This window comes from Lentzea terrae (assembly GCF_003265345.1).
GTDB classification, from domain to species: domain Bacteria; phylum Actinomycetota; class Actinomycetes; order Mycobacteriales; family Pseudonocardiaceae; genus Lentzea; species Lentzea terrae.
This window is the reverse complement of sequence record NZ_QFWW01000030.1, coordinates 470,782-486,683: the sequence shown is the minus strand read 5'-3', so window position 1 is coordinate 486,683 and position 15,902 is coordinate 470,782. Positions and strand designations below refer to the sequence as shown.

Here is a 15,902-nt window from a genome sequence, read left to right as displayed (position 1 = left end):
CAAGGTCTTACTTCAGGCCGGCCTGCTGGATGCTCGTCGCCGTGGAGCTGGCGCTGCCGCCGAACTCGCGCACGGCCTTGTAGTACAGGTCGGCGGTGCGCTTGCACGCCCAGTTGCCGCTGCACTGGTTGTACATGTCGGTCTTGAAGCGGTTGTCGATGCTCAGGCGCGTGGTCTCGGTGAACCGGGACTGCCGCTTGTAGTTGCGGTAGCCGAAGTCGTGCCGGTGGCAGGCCGGCAGGAACTTGAACCCGAAGGGGTTGTCCGGCGAGTACGAGCAGCCGTCCGACGACCAGTCCAGCTGGCCCGCGTAGGGCTGTTGAGCGCGGATTGTTGTGAACTGGGCCAGGGTCTTCGTGAAGACGTAGTCGTCGGTCACCGCGACGACGTCCACGGCCTGGGCCGGGGCACCTGTGAAGATCAGGGCCAGGGATGCGGTGGCACCCACGAATGCCGAGCGCAGGGTCTTCGACATGGCGAGCTCCTCGGTGTGTGAGCAGGGTCTCGCCAGTTGTAGCGGGTGATCGATACTGCCCGGTAGACACGATCTGATGAACGTCAGGTGATCTTGTGACCGCACGCGATCGCAGTGGCCACGCGAAGTTCGCGCGGTAGCCCCAAAGAGTGAAGCATCTCGTTGTCCGCTACTCCGCCGAGCAGATAGCCGCCGAGGTTCTGCTGCGCCAAACGGAGGCAGATGCTCTGGGCTGCGGCGCCCACTTCGATCAAGCCGAACCTGCCCGCACGTTCGCCGTACTTCTCGAACGACTCGTTGTCCTTCAGCACCAGCACGATCGCGAGCGGTGGCACGTCCGGCGTGCCGAGTATCTCCGCGAGGTTCGACGGCGCTGGGCCGATGTCCTGCAAGGCGTGCCGGGCGATGTCGTACCGGACCGCGCGGTCGTTGACGAACGCGTAGCAGCGCAACGGATGCAGCCCGCCCGCTGACGGATAGCTGTTGTCTCCCAGCGCGCCCAGGACGGCGCCGAGTTGCTTGTCCGTCAACGGCTTGGCCGCGAACTCCCGCGTGCTCTTGCGGGCCTGGAACAGCTTCTGCAGCCGGTCTTTCGGGCGCGGCAGGGGCCGGGGTGCGGACGGCAGCTCCAGTGGGTCGAGCAACGGCGGCTGCGGCCGGAAGTCGCGCAGCCGCTCGCCGAGGCGGAGCTGGTGCAGGGGCGAGAACCGGCTGGCGGCCCAGAAGTCGTCGAACACGCGGTCACCCCAGCGGATGCGGTGCGGGATTGGGGAACACGCCCGGCGAGGCGTGCGGGTAGCGCCACGACAGCTCACGAGCGCGGCCGCCGAGGTGCGGCCAGCGGTGGTCGGAGTGCAGCGGCGTGAGGTCGGGGGAGAGGACGCGGACGCAGTGCAGCCCTACCGCCGACAGCTCCGGCGTCGTCAGCTCCCGGTACGCGAGCCGGATGCCGCGCCCGTCCAGTGCGTGCACCAGTTCGGTGAGTTCGGCCGCGACACCACGGGATTCCGCGTCCGGTGGTGGGTCCGTCTCGATGCCGTTCCACCACGGCAGCGCGTCCCACTCGTCTGGGTGTGTGGCGTAGTAGACGGCGTGCTTGTCGAAGTCGGTGACCTCTGAGACGGGCTCAGAACCGTTGCGTGCCAACCACACCTCGATGAACACCGTGCCCTGCACCCACTCCTCGTAGGCCTTCTGCAGCGCCTCCGCCACCGTCGCCCGGCACGCGAGCCCGAGCGTCGGCCGCGGTTTGCCGGCGATCGGCAGCGATCCGGCGACGGCGATCACCGGGTGCGGGCTGTAGTCGGGCGTGAGGTCGAACGCCTGCGCGCCGTGCGGCAGGTCGGCGGAGAACCGTTGGGGGGCAATGGAATGCAGCCACGTTGTGGTGAGCGCGTCGCGCTCGACCAGTTCCTGCGTGGCCCGCAGCAACGCGCTCGTGGTCGACGGCCCGGCCGCCAGGCCTGAAGACGTCGTGGGCAGTCCGTACGACGCGTCCAGGCCGACAAGACCGGCAGGAACGCGGATCGGCGCGTTGTCCGGCAACGTCCACGCCCGCGTGTACGGGGTGTCGACGTAGCCCTTGCGGTAGCGGTAGTCGCCCCGCACGCGTTGCTCCACGGTGTGCAGGCTGAAGTGCTCCAACGGCCAGCACTCCCCGTCCGTCACGATCTCCAACGGTGACCGCGCGGCGGCATGCCGTTCCAGAGCCTCGGCAACGGCCGCAACCCTCGTCGTGCCGCCGGACGTGCCACCGGTGGCGAACGGCTCGGGCACCGCGGCCCAACCCTCGATGTCCACATCGGACAGACTGTGCGGCACGGGCTGCAGCTGCGACACGACACCCTGCCGCCACCCGACCGCGCGCTCGATCAGCGCCTCCGCGACGGTCTTCACCGCTTCCTCCGGTAGTGGCGGAAGATCGCGAAGCCGAACGCCAGTGCCCCGACGAGGTAGAGCACCCCGACGACGATCGCGGTGATCTCGTGCGCGGCAGCCAGCGGCCCCAGCAGGAAGAGCACGCCAAGGGGTTCGAGGCACCACAGCGCGCCCCAGCCGAACAACCGCAACGCGCTCTTCCACGGCGTCGGCGACTTCGCGATGGCGTCGGCGGCGATCGCCCACAGCAGGGCCACCAGGAAGCCGCCGAGCCACCAGGTCCAGTGCAGCTCGAAGATGTCGCCTCCGGTGAGGAACGGCGACACGAGGACGAGCAGCGGGAAGAGCGCGGCGGGCAGGATGAGCAGGCTGCGCGGGCGTTCGAGCTCTTTGGTGTCCTCGTACAGCGCTGCCGGGATGTGCACGGCCGCGCCGACCGAGGAAACCGCGCAACAGCAACAACAACAGCAACACGTGGGCGTCGCGGCGTTCGCGGCGGCCGCACCGGGTGAGAACTGGTCAGGTAACCGAACTGCCGTCGTCATGGTTCCCCCAAGGCAAGGACACGCGCCCGACTGGAAGCGCGGGGCAGATCTCGCAGCCGGCGGCGGGCAGCACGGTCTCGCGGGTCGTGGTGAACTCGTCGAGGTTGACGGTCACGACCGCGTCGAGCAGTGCCAGCGATCCGCCGCGGATGTTCTGGATTGCTTGCAGCGCAAGGGCAAGAGGGAAGTCGTGGGACATCGCCCCCGGATGCGGGGGAGGCGGCGGATCCCCCCACCGCCGCCCCGCCCGCACCGCGAGGCACGCGAGGCACGCGCCGGCACCGGGCACCACGAAGGGCCCGATCGCGGCGGTGTGGTGGTACGCGAGGTCCAGCAACAGGTGCGGGATCTCGGTCTCCCGTGCCACCTCGACCAGGTCGAGGAGCGTGCCGGTCGTCCGCACGACGAGCAGCAGGTCCGGATCGTCGTTGTGCGGCAACAGCTCTGCCAGCCCGGCGGGTGCCTCGCCGACGAACCTCGTGCCGACCCCCATCGGCTTCGGTTCGTCGGTTTTCGGCAACCCGGCCGGGCGGAGAGCGCCCAGGGTCCTCAGCTGGGCCACGTGCCGGCGAACCGGTTCCCCCAACCGGCTCTCGTCGACCGTTCGAGCCACTCCCCTCAAAACTGGCTCGAACAGTCCCGCCAGCGCCACGGCCACCGCCCTGGGCAGGTCGGGAATCAGGTACGCGAGATCAGCTCCCGCGTACACGACCAGGCCTTCATCTCTTATCTGCGCATGCCACGCGGGATCAGCGACCAGACTCATCCTCGTCCCCCCTCGCCAGGAACCGCTCGATCTCCTGCTCGCTCGGCAGGTCACCGGCCGGATCCACGATGTTCTCGGCGATCGGCGGCAACGGCTGCTCGGCCCACGCGGGCTGGAAGTCGTCGCTGGGCAGCAGCCCGTGCCGTTCCGCGAACTCCTCGGCGGCGTCCCTGATCGACTCGCGCAGCGTCCCCACCACCGCGGTCTCCGCCGTGTAGGTCAGCTCGACCAGCAGCGCCCGCACGTTCTCGAGCTGGTTGTCGTCGCCCGCCTTGCGCGCGAGCTCCGGCCAGAACTGCTGCTCGAACAACCGCACGAAGTCGCTCGCGATCGCATCGGTGGCCGTGCGCAGGCGCGTGAAGCTGTCCATGACGTCATCGCTGGGCACCCTGAGGCCGGCAAGCCTGCCGCCCGCTTCGAGTGCCCAGCGACGCGCGTGCGGCCAGCCGTACTTCCACCGCACCAAGCCCAACCGCATAGCCCGGAGGAGGAGTCGCGGTTGGACATCTCCCATCGGAATCAGGTGCTTGATGTCGCGCACCTTGATCCGAACCCAGTCGTCGGGCCCCTCGGTCTCGCCCATGCCGAGCACCGCGGCGACCGACTCGCCCTTTTCCCGCGCCTGGATCAGCTCCGCGATCGCGGGCAGCGAGAACCCCCGCTGCTGCAACCGCTGCACCAACGTCAACCGCTCGACGTGCGAGGCGTCGTAGTACGCCACGCGCCCCTGCCGTCTCGGCGCGTGCAGCACACCCTTCGTCTGGTACATGCGAATGGTGCTGCTGGGCAGGCCGATCCGGGCAGCGAGCTCGTCGACGGTGAGCGATTCGGGCACGCCCAGATCCTGGCGTGCCCGCGTTAGTTGAGTCAAGACTCTTCGAGTAATTACTCGAAGAGTTACAACTCCAGGAGCATCCGGCTGTTGCCGAGCGTGTTCGGCTTCACGTAGCTGAGGTCGAGGAACTCGGCGACACCCTCGTCGACACTGCGCATGATCTCCTCGTAGACCTCGGGACTCACCGGCGTGCCCTCGATCTCCACGAACCCGTGCTTGCCGAAGAACCGGGTCTCGAACGTCAGCACGAAGATCCGCTTGAGCTGCAGCTCCTTGGCCACGGCGACCAGCTGCGCCACGATCCGGTGCCCGACCCCCCGGCCGAGTGCGAGCTGCGACACGGCGACACTGCGGATCTCCGCCAGGTCCTCCCACATCACGTGCAGGGCACCGCAGCCGAGCAGCTCGCCGTTCTCCTCGGCCACCCAGAACTCCTGGACGGCCTCGTAGAGGGTGACCAGCGGTTTGGCCAGCAGGACCTTCCCCGCGTACCCGTCGATCAACGCCTTCATGGCGCGCACATCGCTGGTGCGGGCGCGCCGCACGACTACCCCACTGGTCACAACCGTCAAGTATGAGCTGGCCCCCCGGCCAGCTGCTCGGCGGCGTACTTGCTCGTGAAACTTTGCCTGGAGGAAGCTACAGGTGGTTCTGTGCGGTTTACTTGCACGAGATGACTTGAGAGTCCTTGGCAGAGGTGGTTCGGGTGCTCAGGAGCTTCCGGCTGGAGAATCATCGCTCGTTCCGTGACGAGCACGAGTTGTTGCTCATGCCCGCGTATGCCAAGGACCGCGAGGCTCTGCCGGTCGTGGCGATCTACGGTGCCAACGCTTCCGGGAAGTCGAACCTGCTCGACGGTCTGAGGTTCATGGCGGAGGCCGTGCGCGACTCGTTCGCCGTGTGGGGGCCAGACGCGGGAGTTGTCGGTCGTCGGTCGTTCAAGCTCGATGCGGGCAAGCGCGCTGAGCCGTCCACGTATGTGGTCGAACTGATCCAGGACGGTGTGCGGTACACCTACGGCGTCGAGGTGGATGACGCACGCGTCCGGGAGGAGTGGCTGTACAGCTACCCGGAGAAGCGCAAACGAGTGCTGTTCGAACGCGTTGGTGACGACATCAAGTTCGGGAGCACGCTCGACGACTCGAAGTCCGTGCTGGAATTCTTGGAGACGATGCTCCGGCCGAACGCGCTTCTCGTGAGCCTTGCTGCTCAGCTCAAGTTTTCCTGGGTGTTGCCGGTGTACCGCTGGTTCGCCAGGTCGCTGCGTTTTCGCGAGAACTCCGGTGAGCAAACGCTGGAAGTCGAGATCGCCGAGTTCCTGCAAGGACGGCCGGAACTCGGCGCTGATCTGGTCACGCTCGTTCGTGCGGCAGATGTCGGAATTGATGACATCGAAGTGGTGAACGGGGTCTTTCCGGGACGTGCTGGCACGACCATCCGCCAATCCGACAGGATCCTCTACAAGCCTTCGGCTCACAATCAGGACCTGGCGGAGATGCTCGTCGTCAGGCCGGCAGTACAGCTGATCCACCAGGGATGTTCAGAGCCTTTCCGGCTCGATGAGGAATCTGCTGGCACCCGGTCCTGGATGGGCGTGCTTCCGTCAGTCCTGGCCGTCCTGCGCGACGGCGGTTGCCTGGTCATCGACGAGATCGACGCGAGCCTGCACCCGTTGCTGACGATGCGGCTCATCTCCCTCTTCAACGACGATCACGCGAACCCGGCCGGCGGCCAATTGATCTTCACCACGCACGACGCAACGCTGCTGAACGCGCCTTTCGCGGAGGAGGTGCTCGCCCGCGACGAGGTCTGGTTCGTGGAAAAGGAGAGGGCGAGCGGCGCCAGCTCGCTCTACCCGTTGACCGACTTCAAACCGCGCAACGAAGACAACCTCGAACGCCGCTATCTCGCCGGGCGCTATGGAGCTGTGCCGGAACTGTTCGAGGACAGGTTCGCCGAAGTCGTCCGAGGTGGCCGTGGCGAAGCGTGACAAGAAACGGGAGAACACGCAGTCTCGACGCGGTCGGCCCCGCGAACTGCGGCCCGGTCACGTTCTCATCGTGACAGGTGGGCGTTGCACCGAGCCCGCATACTTCAACGGGCTCGCCCGAGCGCGCGGTGCCCGCGTCAAGGTGAGGCAGAAAACGGACTCACCCGAGAACCTCGTGAGATATGCGAAGTGCATCTTCACAAAAGACGAGTACGACAGCGTCTGGTGTGTTGTCGATGTGGACGACTTCGACATCGAGGCTGCTCGGGTCGAAGCGGAACGTCTAGGTGTTGAGCTCGCGGTGTCCAACCCCTGTTTCGAAATCTGGCTGATCCTGCACTTCACCGACCACCGCGCGCACGTGGACAACGGCAAGGCCTGTTGCAAGCTGTTGACCAAGCACGTTCCCGGCTACGACAAGACGAAGGTCGACTACGCGACGTTCGACGACGGAGTCGAGGCGGCGATCAAGCGCGCCAAGGAGTTGGGGCCGGGTAACCCGTCCACGGACGTGTGGCGACTCGTCGAGGTGCTGTTGCAGCGCTGATTCAAGCCGCGGGACCCGACCCGGTTACGCTGAGCACCGTGTCTTCTTCCACCACTCCGCGACGCGTGTCGCTGCTGACCCTGGGTTGCGCCCGCAACGAGGTCGACTCCGAAGAGCTCGCCGGACGCCTCGGCGAGGGCGGCTGGGAGCTGGTGGACGAGGGCTCCGAAGCGGACGTCGTCGTCGTCAACACGTGCGGCTTCGTCGAGCAGGCCAAGAAGGACTCGGTCGACACGCTGCTCGCGGCGAGCGACACCGGAGCCAAGGTCGTCGCGGTCGGCTGCATGGCCGAGCGGTACGGCAAGGAGCTCGCGGACAGCCTGCCAGAGGCGGCCGCGGTGCTCGGGTTCGACCAGTACAACGACCTGGCCGAGCGCCTCAACGACGTGCTGCACGGCACGCCTGTCGAGTCGCACGTGCCGGTCGACCGGCGCACGTTGCTGCCGATCACGCCGGTGCAGCGCCAGGAAGCGGCAACTGCTGTTCAGGTGCCCGGCCACGGCTGGGGCCCGACCAAAACGCCCCGCAAGCGCTTGGACGATGCCCCGGTGGCGCCGCTGAAGATCGCGTCCGGCTGTGATCGCCGGTGCAGCTTCTGCGCGATTCCGAGCTTCCGCGGCGCGTTCGTGTCGCGGCACCCCGACGAGGTCGTGGCCGAGGCCATGTGGCTCGCCGAGAACGGCGTCAAGGAGCTGTTCCTCGTCAGCGAGAACAGCACCAGCTACGGCAAGGACCTGCCGCGCGAGCAGGGCGCCCTGGAGCAGCTCCTCCCGCGGCTGGCGTCCATTCCGAACATCGAGCGGGTCAGGGTCAGCTACCTGCAGCCGGCCGAGACCAAGCCGAGCCTCGTCGCGGCCATCGCCAAGACCGAGAAGGTCGCGAACTACTTCGACATGTCGTTCCAGCACTCCAGCGAGAACGTGCTGCGGCGCATGCGCCGGTTCGGCGACACCGACAGCTTCCTCAAGCTCGTGTGGCAGATCCGCGAGCACGCGCCAGAGGCGGGCATCCGCAGCAACTTCATCGTCGGCTTCCCCGGCGAGACCGAAGAGGACCTGCAGGAGCTCGAGCGGTTCCTGACCGAGGCCAGGCTCGACGCGGTCGGCATCTTCGGTTACTCGGACGAGGACGGCACCGAGGCCGAGAACCTCGACGGCAAGCTCGACGCGGACGTCATCGCCGAGCGCGTCCAGCGGATCGGCAACCTCGTCGAGGAGCTGACCAGCCAGCGCGCCGAGGACCGGGTCGGCAGCGAGGTCCTCGTGCTGATCGAGCACGAGGAGGACGAGGAGAGCGACTGCGTCGGCCGGGCCGAGCACCAGGCGCCCGAGGTCGACGGCGAGTGCATCGTGCTCGAGGCGGAGGGTCTCAAGCGCGGCGACTTCGTGCGGTGCCGGGTGGTCGACTCCGAGGGCGTCGACCTGATCGTCGAGGTGCTCCCGACATGACAGAGGCCAGGAAGGTCCCGCTGCTCAACGTCGCCAACATCCTCACGATGGCGCGGATGGCACTGGTCCCGGTCTTCCTGCTCTCTCTGTTCGCGGCGGGCGGCTTCGACACCACGTGGCGGCTCATCGCATTCGGGATCTTCGCCGTCGCGAGCTTCACCGACCACATCGACGGCACGCTCGCCCGCAAGCACGGGCTGATCACCGACTTCGGCAAGATCGCCGACCCGATCGCGGACAAGGCGCTGACCGGGTCCGCGCTGGTCGGGCTGAGCATCCTCGACGTGCTGCCGTGGTGGATCACGATCGTCATCGCGGTGCGCGAGGTCGGCGTGACGCTGCTGCGGTTCTGGGTGATCCGTTATGGCGTCATCCCCGCCAGCCGGGGCGGCAAGGCCAAGACGCTGGCACAGGTCATCGCGATCGGGCTGTTCCTGCTGCCGCAGAACGACGTCCTCGCGCTCATCGCCTGGGTGATCATGGCGGCCGCGTTGATCCTGACCGTCGTGACGGGAATCGATTACGTCATCCGCGCGTTTAAGTTGAAAGCCCGCGCGGGTAGGGCGGTGGCGTGACGAACGTCGTCGAACTGCTGAAGGCGCGTGGGCAGAGCGTTGCCACCGCCGAGTCGCTGACCGCGGGTCTGCTGTGCGCGACGATCGTCGACACACCGGGGGCGAGTGCCGTGGTCCGCGGTGGGTTGATCGTCTACGCCACCGAGCTCAAGCACGAGCTCGCCGGCGTGGATCAGCAGTTGCTCGACGAGCACGGCGCCGTGCACCCCGACGTTGCGATCCAACTGGCCGAGGGAGCCCGGAACCGGTGCAAATCGGACTGGGGGATCGGACTCACGGGCGTCGCCGGCCCTGATCCGCAAGATGGAGTTGCTCCAGGCACGGTCCACATCGGCTTGAGCGGGCCTGGAGTGTCCACAGTGCGGACCATCACGGTGAGTGGCGACCGGAAAGCGGTGCGTTTCACAGCTGTGGAAAAAGCGCTGGTCCTGCTGTCGGATTACCTGCTGATGACCGTGGACGGGAACAAACGATGACTTGGCGTTCGTTCGCCCTTGGCGGACGTGTTCGGAAGTCACTGCCCGTTGTCGGTGTCGATCGGTAACGTAGGGACACGGCCGGCCGGAAGGAGGCGCGCGATGACCGTGCTGCTACGCGAGGCGATCGGTGATCGACTTCGCCATGCCCGCACCAACCAACGCCGCACGCTGCGCGAGGTCTCTCGGACCGCCCGCGTGAGCCTGGGGTACCTGTCCGAGGTGGAGCGCGGCCGCAAAGAGGCGTCCAGCGAGCTCCTCGCGGCCATCTGTGACGCGTTAGAGCTGCCGCTGTCCGAACTGCTGCACCACGTCGCCTCCGACATCGGCGCCGTCTCGCAGACGCCGGACACGGTGCCCGACACCGTCCCCGACGGCCGAACGGAGCGCGGCAAGCTGGAGGGTGGCCGGGTGCTGCCGACCACGCTCTCGGACGACCTGTCCGACCTGCGCCTGCAGCCGATGCTCAGTCACCGGCTCACGAGCAAGATCGGCGAGACCCCGAAGGCCGTAGTAGCGGCTTGAGCCCATGTCGTCACGACCCCGTTCGCCACGAGGCGAGCGGGGTCGCCTGCATTCGGGTGAACGGGATCAACCTGTGGCCCCCGCCACGTCACGCGCTGCAACAAGTTCGGGCCTTCGTGCGTTCACCTTGCAACGACGCCAGCACGCTGGACGGCAGGCAACGGCTTGGCCACAGCACGTTGGGTCACCGCGTCTCGGGGCGCGGGTGCGGGCAGGATTGGGCGCCGTCGGGGGTTCAGTCCAAAGTCCCGGGGTGGGTCGGGGTCTTCCCGGATATCTCCCCAGGTTGGTGGAACCGCCGACGCACAATTGAGACGATGGATCCAACACCGGCACCGAGAAGGCAGGCGTAGGAGATGGCCAGTCCGTTCGTGAAGTTCTGGAAGTACCTGATGGCATCGTTCTCGTCCAAGATCGACGAGCACGCTGACCCGAAGGTGCAGATCCAGCAGGCCATCGAGGAAGCGCAGCGTCAGCACCAGGCGCTTTCTCAGCAGGCGGCGGCCGTGATCGGCAACCAGCGGCAGCTGGAGATGAAGCTGAACCGGCAGCTCGGCGACGTCGAGAAGCTGCAGGCCTCCGCACGTCAGGCGCTCGTGCTCGCCGACGAGGCGCGTTCGAAGGGTGACGAGCAGAAGGCGCAGCAGTTCGAGAACGCCGCGCAGGGCTTCGCCACCCAGCTCGTGACCGCCGAGCAGGGCATCGAGGACCTGAAGACGCTGCACGACCAGTCGCTGCAGGCCGCCGCACAGGCCAAGCAGGCCGTCGAGCGCAACTCGATGATGCTGCAGCAGAAGCTCGCCGAGCGCACCAAGCTCCTCAGCCAGCTGGAGCAGGCGAAGATGCAGGAGCAGGTCTCCGCGTCGCTGACCCAGATGAGCGAGCTCGCCGCGCCCGGCAACGTGCCGTCGCTGGAAGAGGTCCGCGACAAGATCGAGAAGCGCTACGCCACCGCGATCGGGTCGGCCGAGCTGGCCCAGAACTCGGTGCAGGGCCGCATGCTCGAGGTGCAGGCCTCGACCACGCAGCTCGCCGGGTCGTCGCGGCTGGAGCAGATCCGCGCGTCCATGCACGGTGGTCAGGCCAACACGCCGCCGCAGGTGACCGCGGGCAACAGCGCCGCCGCGCAGATCCAGGCCGAGATCGCGCAGCGCGTCCAGCAGGAGCAGAAGACCACGCAGCAGCAGGTCCCGCCAGCTCAGAACTGAGCGGGTCAGGAGGAGTCAGCAGGTGATCATGGAGCCCTGGAGAAACCGTCCCAACAACGAGATCGTCCGCAAGGTCGTCAACGAGTTGGGTGCGTCGCTCCAGGGCCACCCGCTGGCCGAACAGGCGCGGTACCGCCTGCAGAAGTGGAACGACCCCCGCGCCAAGCTCGAACGCAAGCGCAAGCGCACCAACGCCGTGCTGACGTTCTGGCTGGCCCTCATCACGATCTTCGGCACCCTTGCGGTGTTCGGCTTCACCGGCGTGCTCGGCACGTGGGCGACCGTCAGCGGCACGATCGGCGCCGCGCTGCCCGGTCTGCTCGCCGTGCGCAGCGGGTTCAAGCTGCGTGAGCTCAAGTCGGCCAAGCAACGGCTGGAGCTGACTCCACCGCCGGCGGTCCGGCCGCCGCTGCCCGCGCACATCTCCGCCGCACGCGTGCCGATGGAGAAGCTGCACGGGGCCGAGGACGCGATGCACGACCTGCTGCGCCAGCTCGACTCGCCGACGCTCGTGTCGATGCCGGCCGAGTCCGTCCAGCACGCCCGGCAGACCGCCCAGGAGGCGTCTGCGGCGATCCGTTCGGTGTCCGCACAGCTCCAGGCCGTGGAACGCGCTCGCGACACCGCACCGCACCTGGAGCGGGCACCGTTGATCGAGGGCGTGCGCGTGCTCCGGATCCAACTGGCGGATGGTGTGGACCGCTACTGTTCGCTGGTGGCGGCCGCCGGTCAGGCGTTGGCGGCGAGCACGGCGTTCCAGGATCCGCGCGAAGTGCTCGACGACGCCACCGATCACATGGCGGGCCTCGCGTCTGCGATGCGAGACGTGTCAGGCTATTCAGCGCACTGACTATGACGCTGTGTAGTCGCGTGCGCCTATTCGACGGTTACCTCTGGAGATCTTTACGGCAATCGTGTGATTATCAGACCGTTATCTAGCCGTAGCCACTACATGGCGTGGCAGGATTCCGGGGCCGGTCTGCGGGAAGTCCGGCTGGGTTGCCGGGAGGCAGTGCGTGGCGTTGTGGACCGTGCACGGGGACGGTCGGATCACCGACAGTGAAACCGTCGCGCCAGAAGAACGGGTGAGCTGGCCGCTCACCATCGGGTTCGGAGTGCAGCACCTGGTCGCCATGTTCGGCGCGACGGTGCTCGTCCCCACCGCCACCGGCCTCCCCGTCGCCACCACGCTGCTGTTCTCCGGCCTGGGCACGCTGCTGTTCCTGCTGATCACCAAAAATCGCGTCCCCAGCTATCTGGGCTCGTCCTTCGCCTTCGTCGCGCCTCTCGTGGCCGCTCGCGAACAGGGCATCGCCGCCCAGCTCGGCGGTGTCGTCGCCGCCGGCCTGCTGGTGATCGTCGTCGGCATCGCGGTCAAGGCACTGGGCGTGCGCCTGCTGGAGTCGGTCATGCCGCCGGTCGTCACCGGCGCCGTCGTGATCATCATCGGCCTGAACCTCTCGCACCAGGCCACCTCGAACTTCGCCGACCAGCCCTTGCTGGCCGCCATCACGACCGTGCTGATCCTGCTGGCCGGCGTGCTGGGCAGGGGCCTGCTGTACCGGTTCTCGATCCTGGTGGGCTTCGTGGCCGTCTGGCTGGGCGGCCTGGCGTTCGGCGCCGTTCCGCAGGCCAAGTTCGACGCGCTGCGCGACGCGGCGTGGTTGGGTCTGCCGCAGCTGCACCAGCCGGAGCTCCGGCCGTCCGTCGTGCTGCTGATGCTGCCGGTGGTGATCGTCCTGGTGGCCGAGGTCGTCGGTCACGTCAAGGCCGTCGCCGCGCTGACCGGCCGCAACCTGGACGGCAGCGCGGGCGACGCGATCATCGCGAACGGGCTGTCGACGGCGCTGGCCGGGCTCGGCGGTGGCGTCGGGACGACGACGTACTCCGAGAACATCGGCGTCATGGCCGTGACGCGCGTGTACACCACCGCGGCGTTCGCGTTCGCCGGTGTGTTCGCGGCGGCGCTGGCGTTCTCCCCGAAGGCCATCGCGCTGTTCGGCACCATCCCGGCCGGTGTGCTGGGCGGCTGCACGTTGGTGCTCTACGGCCTGATCGTGCTCATCGGCGTCCGGATCTGGATGGACCGCGGCGTCGACCTCACGAACCCGGCGAACGCCATGGTGGGCGGCGCGGCGCTGGTGGCCGGTGTCGGCGACCTGACCATCGAGATCGGCGACCTGTCGATGGGCGGCATGGTGTGGGGTTCGCTGCTCGTCGTGATCCTGCACCCGGTGATGCGCTGGCTGAGGGCCGCACGCCGTAACTGAGCCATACACGTTTGTGTGGTTTCTGTCCCTCCACTTCGGACCGATCCTCTCCCGGTCCACGGAGGGAGTTCCGTCATGGTCGCCGCGTACTACGTGGTGCTTTTCCTGGCCTGCGCTGTCATCACCGGCAGCCTGGTCGCGTCCCGCATCCTCCTGCTGCGCCACCGCCGATGACCTCGCTGGCGTGGCTCATGGTGCCGCTGGCGGTGATCGGCGTGGTGCGGGTGTGCGTCGTGCTGGTGGCAGCTGATCTCTACGACCTGTCGCTCTTCCGCTCGCGCCCGTTGCCTTACGCGCCAACGGTTTGGGTCGTCATCCCCGCCTACGACGAAGAGCTCTGCGTCGCGCGGGCGGTTCAGTCTGTTTTGGACAGTTCGTACGCCGACGTGTCGGTGGTCGTGGTCGATGACGGTTCCACGGACGGCACGGTTGCCGCGCTGGAATCCTTCGGCGCGCGTGTTCGCGTTGTCTCGCAACCGAACGCGGGCAAGGCGGCGGCGATCAACACCGGCATGCACCTGGTGGGCGACGGGCTCGTCATGGTGCTGGACGCCGACTCGACGGTGTCCGCGTCCGCGATCTCGCGGATGGTCGCGCACTTCGCCGACCCGTTGGTGCTCGCGGCCGCGGCCAACGTGAAGATCCGCGGCCAGCGCGGCGTGCTGGGGTGGGTGCAGCGCCTGGAGTACGCGGTGGTGCACCGGCTCAAGCAGGGCTACACGGTGTTCAACTGCGAGTACGTGATCGGCGGCGTCGGTTCGATGTTCCGCACCTCGATCGTGCGCGCGTGCGGTTATTTCGACACCGACACGATGACCGAGGACATCGACTTCTCGATGAAGATCCTGTCGCGGCAGGGCAACTACGACTGGCGCATCATCTTCGCCGCCGACGCCATCGCCTACACCCAGGCCGTGCCGTCGTTACGGGGCCTGCTGCGCCAACGGTTCCGCTGGAAATTCGGCCGCCTGCAAGCGTTCTACAAACACCGCTCGCTCTTCTTCGGCACGTCGTGCTCGCGCCTTCTCTCGTGGCTGCACCTGCCCTACACGGCGGCAGGGGAGGTCCTCGTGCTGTTCGAGCCCGTCTTCATCTACGTCGTCATCGCCGCGACGTTCGAGACCGGCTGGTTCACCGGCATCCTGCTGCTGTGCGCGGTCTACACGGGCGTCGCGTTCTTCACGATCATTGGCGACGTGACCGAACGGTGGCGGGCCAAGGCGCCGTTGCTCGCCTTGGCGCCCTTGGCCTACCCGCTGCTGATGGTGATCGTGTTCGTCGACTTCGTGGCCGTGCTGCGGTCGATGCTGACGGTGCTGCGCGGCTACCGTCCGATGGGCCGCTGGGAGCACGTCGAGCGCACGCTCACCTCAGTGCCCGGTTGATCCTGGAAACCAGCCCCGGTCCCTCGTAGATGAACCCGGTGTAGATCTGCACGAGGCTCGCGCCGGCGTCGATCATCCGCTTGGCGTCGTCGGCGGACGCGATGCCGCCGACTCCGATGACCGGCAGTTCGCTGTTCTTGGTGATGAACCGGACGACGTCGTTCGCACGCTGCGTGAGCGGCTTGCCGCTGAGGCCGCCGGTCTCGCTCTGATGGGCGCTTTTGAGGCCCTCACGGCTGAGGGTGGTGTTCGTGGCGATGAGGCCCTTGATGCCGTTGTCGAGGCACACCTGGATGACCTCTTCGATGGCGTCGTCGGTGAGGTCCGGCGCGATCTTGACCAGCATCGGCTTCGTCGTGGCCTGCGTCAGGGCCTGCACGAGCTCGGTGAGCGCGCCCTTGTCCTGCAGACTGCGCAGACCGGGCGTGTTGGGCGAGCTGACGTTGATCGCGTAGTAGTCGCCGTGGTTCTTCAGCGCGTTCAGCGAGTTCAGGTAGTCCTGGACGGCGTCCTCGACCGGCGTGATCTTGGACTTGCCGAGGCTGATGCCCAGCGGGGCCTTCAACGGCGTCCGGTCGAGCTTCAACGCCAGCGCCTGCGCGCCCGCGTTGTTGAAGCCCATCCGGTTGATGATCGCCTCGTCCTCGCGGAGCCGGAACAGCCGCGGCTTCGGGTTGCCCGGCTGCGCGTGCCAGGTGACCGTGCCGACCTCGACGAACCCGAACCCCAGCGCGGCCCACGCCGGCAGCGCCCTGCCGTCCTTGTCGAGGCCGGCCGCGAGCCCGACGGGGTTGGGGAACCGGATGCCGAACACGGTGCGCGGGTTGTTCTGGTTTCGCGCGAACCTCGCCAGCGGGCTCAACCTGGCCATGACGTTGAGCGTGGTCTCGTGGACCCGCTCCGCGTCGCCGCCGTGCATTCCGAACAACGCCCTGCGAACCACCTGCTTGTAAACCACGCGCCCACCCTATAACGCCAG

Annotated in this window: 18 protein-coding genes; 10 read left to right on the top strand and 8 right to left on the bottom strand. The window is 67.4% G+C overall.

Annotation, left to right across the window (positions count from 1 at the left end; genetic code table 11):
- Positions 1-7 precede the first annotated feature (7 nt).
- The 7 genes from DI276_RS39320 to DI276_RS39295 all read right to left on the bottom strand — a co-directional run bounded on the left by DI276_RS39320 (position 8) and on the right by DI276_RS39295 (position 5,062).
- A complete protein-coding gene (locus DI276_RS39320; RefSeq protein ID WP_112273291.1) occupies positions 8-475 on the bottom strand; it encodes a phospholipase in 468 nt (155 codons plus the stop codon).
- An 83-nt stretch (positions 476-558) separates the two neighbouring features.
- Entirely contained in the window at positions 559-1,212 is a 654-nt protein-coding gene (locus tag DI276_RS39315; protein WP_157985237.1) for a nitroreductase family protein, read from the bottom strand.
- A 4-nt stretch (positions 1,213-1,216) separates the two neighbouring features.
- Positions 1,217-2,371 (bottom strand): YcaO-like family protein, encoded by a 1,155-nt coding sequence (locus DI276_RS39310; RefSeq protein WP_157985236.1) that lies wholly within the window; start codon positions 2,369-2,371, stop codon positions 1,217-1,219.
- Positions 2,368-2,778 (bottom strand): hypothetical protein, encoded by a 411-nt coding sequence (locus DI276_RS50470; protein ID WP_157985235.1) that lies wholly within the window; start codon positions 2,776-2,778, stop codon positions 2,368-2,370. The genes DI276_RS39310 and DI276_RS50470 overlap by 4 nt, the downstream gene beginning before the upstream one ends.
- Positions 2,779-2,872: 94 nt before the next feature.
- Positions 2,873-3,664 carry a hypothetical protein gene (locus tag DI276_RS39305; protein ID WP_157985234.1) on the bottom strand — a complete coding sequence of 264 codons (792 nt, stop codon included), beginning with the start codon at positions 3,662-3,664 and terminating at the stop codon, positions 2,873-2,875.
- Positions 3,648-4,499 carry a MerR family transcriptional regulator gene (locus DI276_RS39300; RefSeq protein WP_232837223.1) on the bottom strand — a complete coding sequence of 284 codons (852 nt, stop codon included), beginning with the start codon at positions 4,497-4,499 and terminating at the stop codon, positions 3,648-3,650. The genes DI276_RS39305 and DI276_RS39300 overlap by 17 nt, the downstream gene beginning before the upstream one ends.
- Before the next feature lie 62 nt (positions 4,500-4,561).
- Entirely contained in the window at positions 4,562-5,062 is a 501-nt protein-coding gene (locus DI276_RS39295) for an amino-acid N-acetyltransferase (protein ID WP_112273283.1), read from the bottom strand.
- Between the two features lie 143 nt (positions 5,063-5,205).
- Between DI276_RS39295 and DI276_RS39290 the strand changes: the two genes are divergently transcribed.
- The 10 genes from DI276_RS39290 to DI276_RS39245 all read left to right on the top strand — a co-directional run bounded on the left by DI276_RS39290 (position 5,206) and on the right by DI276_RS39245 (position 14,923).
- Complete coding sequence (locus DI276_RS39290; RefSeq protein ID WP_112273504.1) at positions 5,206-6,489, top strand: AAA family ATPase; 1,284 nt, start codon at positions 5,206-5,208, stop codon at positions 6,487-6,489.
- 70 nt (positions 6,490-6,559) lie between these two features.
- Entirely contained in the window at positions 6,560-7,036 is a 477-nt protein-coding gene (locus DI276_RS39285; protein WP_157985233.1) for an RloB family protein, read from the top strand.
- A gap of 38 nt (positions 7,037-7,074) precedes the next feature.
- On the top strand, positions 7,075-8,484 hold the full coding sequence (gene rimO / locus DI276_RS39280; RefSeq protein ID WP_232837222.1) for a 30S ribosomal protein S12 methylthiotransferase RimO: 1,410 nt from the start codon (positions 7,075-7,077) through the stop codon (positions 8,482-8,484).
- Complete coding sequence (pgsA, locus tag DI276_RS39275) at positions 8,481-9,059, top strand: CDP-diacylglycerol--glycerol-3-phosphate 3-phosphatidyltransferase (RefSeq protein ID WP_112273280.1); 579 nt, start codon at positions 8,481-8,483, stop codon at positions 9,057-9,059. Before rimO ends, pgsA begins: the two co-directional genes overlap by 4 nt.
- The gene (locus DI276_RS39270; protein WP_112273279.1) at positions 9,056-9,535 is read left to right on the top strand and encodes a CinA family protein; all 480 of its coding nucleotides are present in this window, start codon (positions 9,056-9,058) and stop codon (positions 9,533-9,535) included. The genes pgsA and DI276_RS39270 overlap by 4 nt, the downstream gene beginning before the upstream one ends.
- A gap of 102 nt (positions 9,536-9,637) precedes the next feature.
- Complete coding sequence (locus DI276_RS39265; protein WP_112273278.1) at positions 9,638-10,060, top strand: helix-turn-helix domain-containing protein; 423 nt, start codon at positions 9,638-9,640, stop codon at positions 10,058-10,060.
- Between the two features lie 356 nt (positions 10,061-10,416).
- A complete protein-coding gene (locus DI276_RS39260; protein ID WP_112273276.1) occupies positions 10,417-11,268 on the top strand; it encodes a PspA/IM30 family protein in 852 nt (283 codons plus the stop codon).
- 28 nt (positions 11,269-11,296) lie between these two features.
- The gene (gene pspM / locus DI276_RS39255) at positions 11,297-12,118 is read left to right on the top strand and encodes a phage shock envelope stress response protein PspM (protein WP_112273500.1); all 822 of its coding nucleotides are present in this window, start codon (positions 11,297-11,299) and stop codon (positions 12,116-12,118) included.
- A gap of 166 nt (positions 12,119-12,284) precedes the next feature.
- Complete coding sequence (locus tag DI276_RS39250; protein ID WP_112273274.1) at positions 12,285-13,538, top strand: uracil-xanthine permease family protein; 1,254 nt, start codon at positions 12,285-12,287, stop codon at positions 13,536-13,538.
- 170 nt (positions 13,539-13,708) lie between these two features.
- On the top strand, positions 13,709-14,923 hold the full coding sequence (locus tag DI276_RS39245; protein ID WP_112273272.1) for a glycosyltransferase: 1,215 nt from the start codon (positions 13,709-13,711) through the stop codon (positions 14,921-14,923).
- Here the strand turns inward: DI276_RS39245 and DI276_RS39240 are convergent.
- A complete protein-coding gene (locus DI276_RS39240; protein ID WP_112273270.1) occupies positions 14,904-15,881 on the bottom strand; it encodes a quinone-dependent dihydroorotate dehydrogenase in 978 nt (325 codons plus the stop codon). The two genes, DI276_RS39245 and DI276_RS39240, sit on opposite strands and share 20 nt — an antisense overlap.
- Positions 15,882-15,902: the final 21 nt, after the last annotated feature.

Bases quoted from the DNA above. Each gene is read 5' to 3' on its own strand.
- DI276_RS39320 (WP_112273291.1), bottom strand. From the start codon at position 475: ATGTCGAAGACCCTGCGCTCGGCATTCGTGGGTGCCACCGCATCCCTG.
- DI276_RS39305 (WP_157985234.1), bottom strand. From the start codon at position 3,664: ATGAGTCTGGTCGCTGATCCCGCGTGGCATGCGCAGATAAGAGATGAA.
- pgsA (WP_112273280.1), top strand. From the start codon at position 8,481: ATGACAGAGGCCAGGAAGGTCCCGCTGCTCAACGTCGCCAACATCCTC.
- DI276_RS39265 (WP_112273278.1), top strand. From the start codon at position 9,638: ATGACCGTGCTGCTACGCGAGGCGATCGGTGATCGACTTCGCCATGCC.
- DI276_RS39260 (WP_112273276.1), top strand. From the start codon at position 10,417: ATGGCCAGTCCGTTCGTGAAGTTCTGGAAGTACCTGATGGCATCGTTC.
- pspM (WP_112273500.1), top strand. From the start codon at position 11,297: ATGGAGCCCTGGAGAAACCGTCCCAACAACGAGATCGTCCGCAAGGTC.
- DI276_RS39245 (WP_112273272.1), top strand. From the start codon at position 13,709: ATGACCTCGCTGGCGTGGCTCATGGTGCCGCTGGCGGTGATCGGCGTG.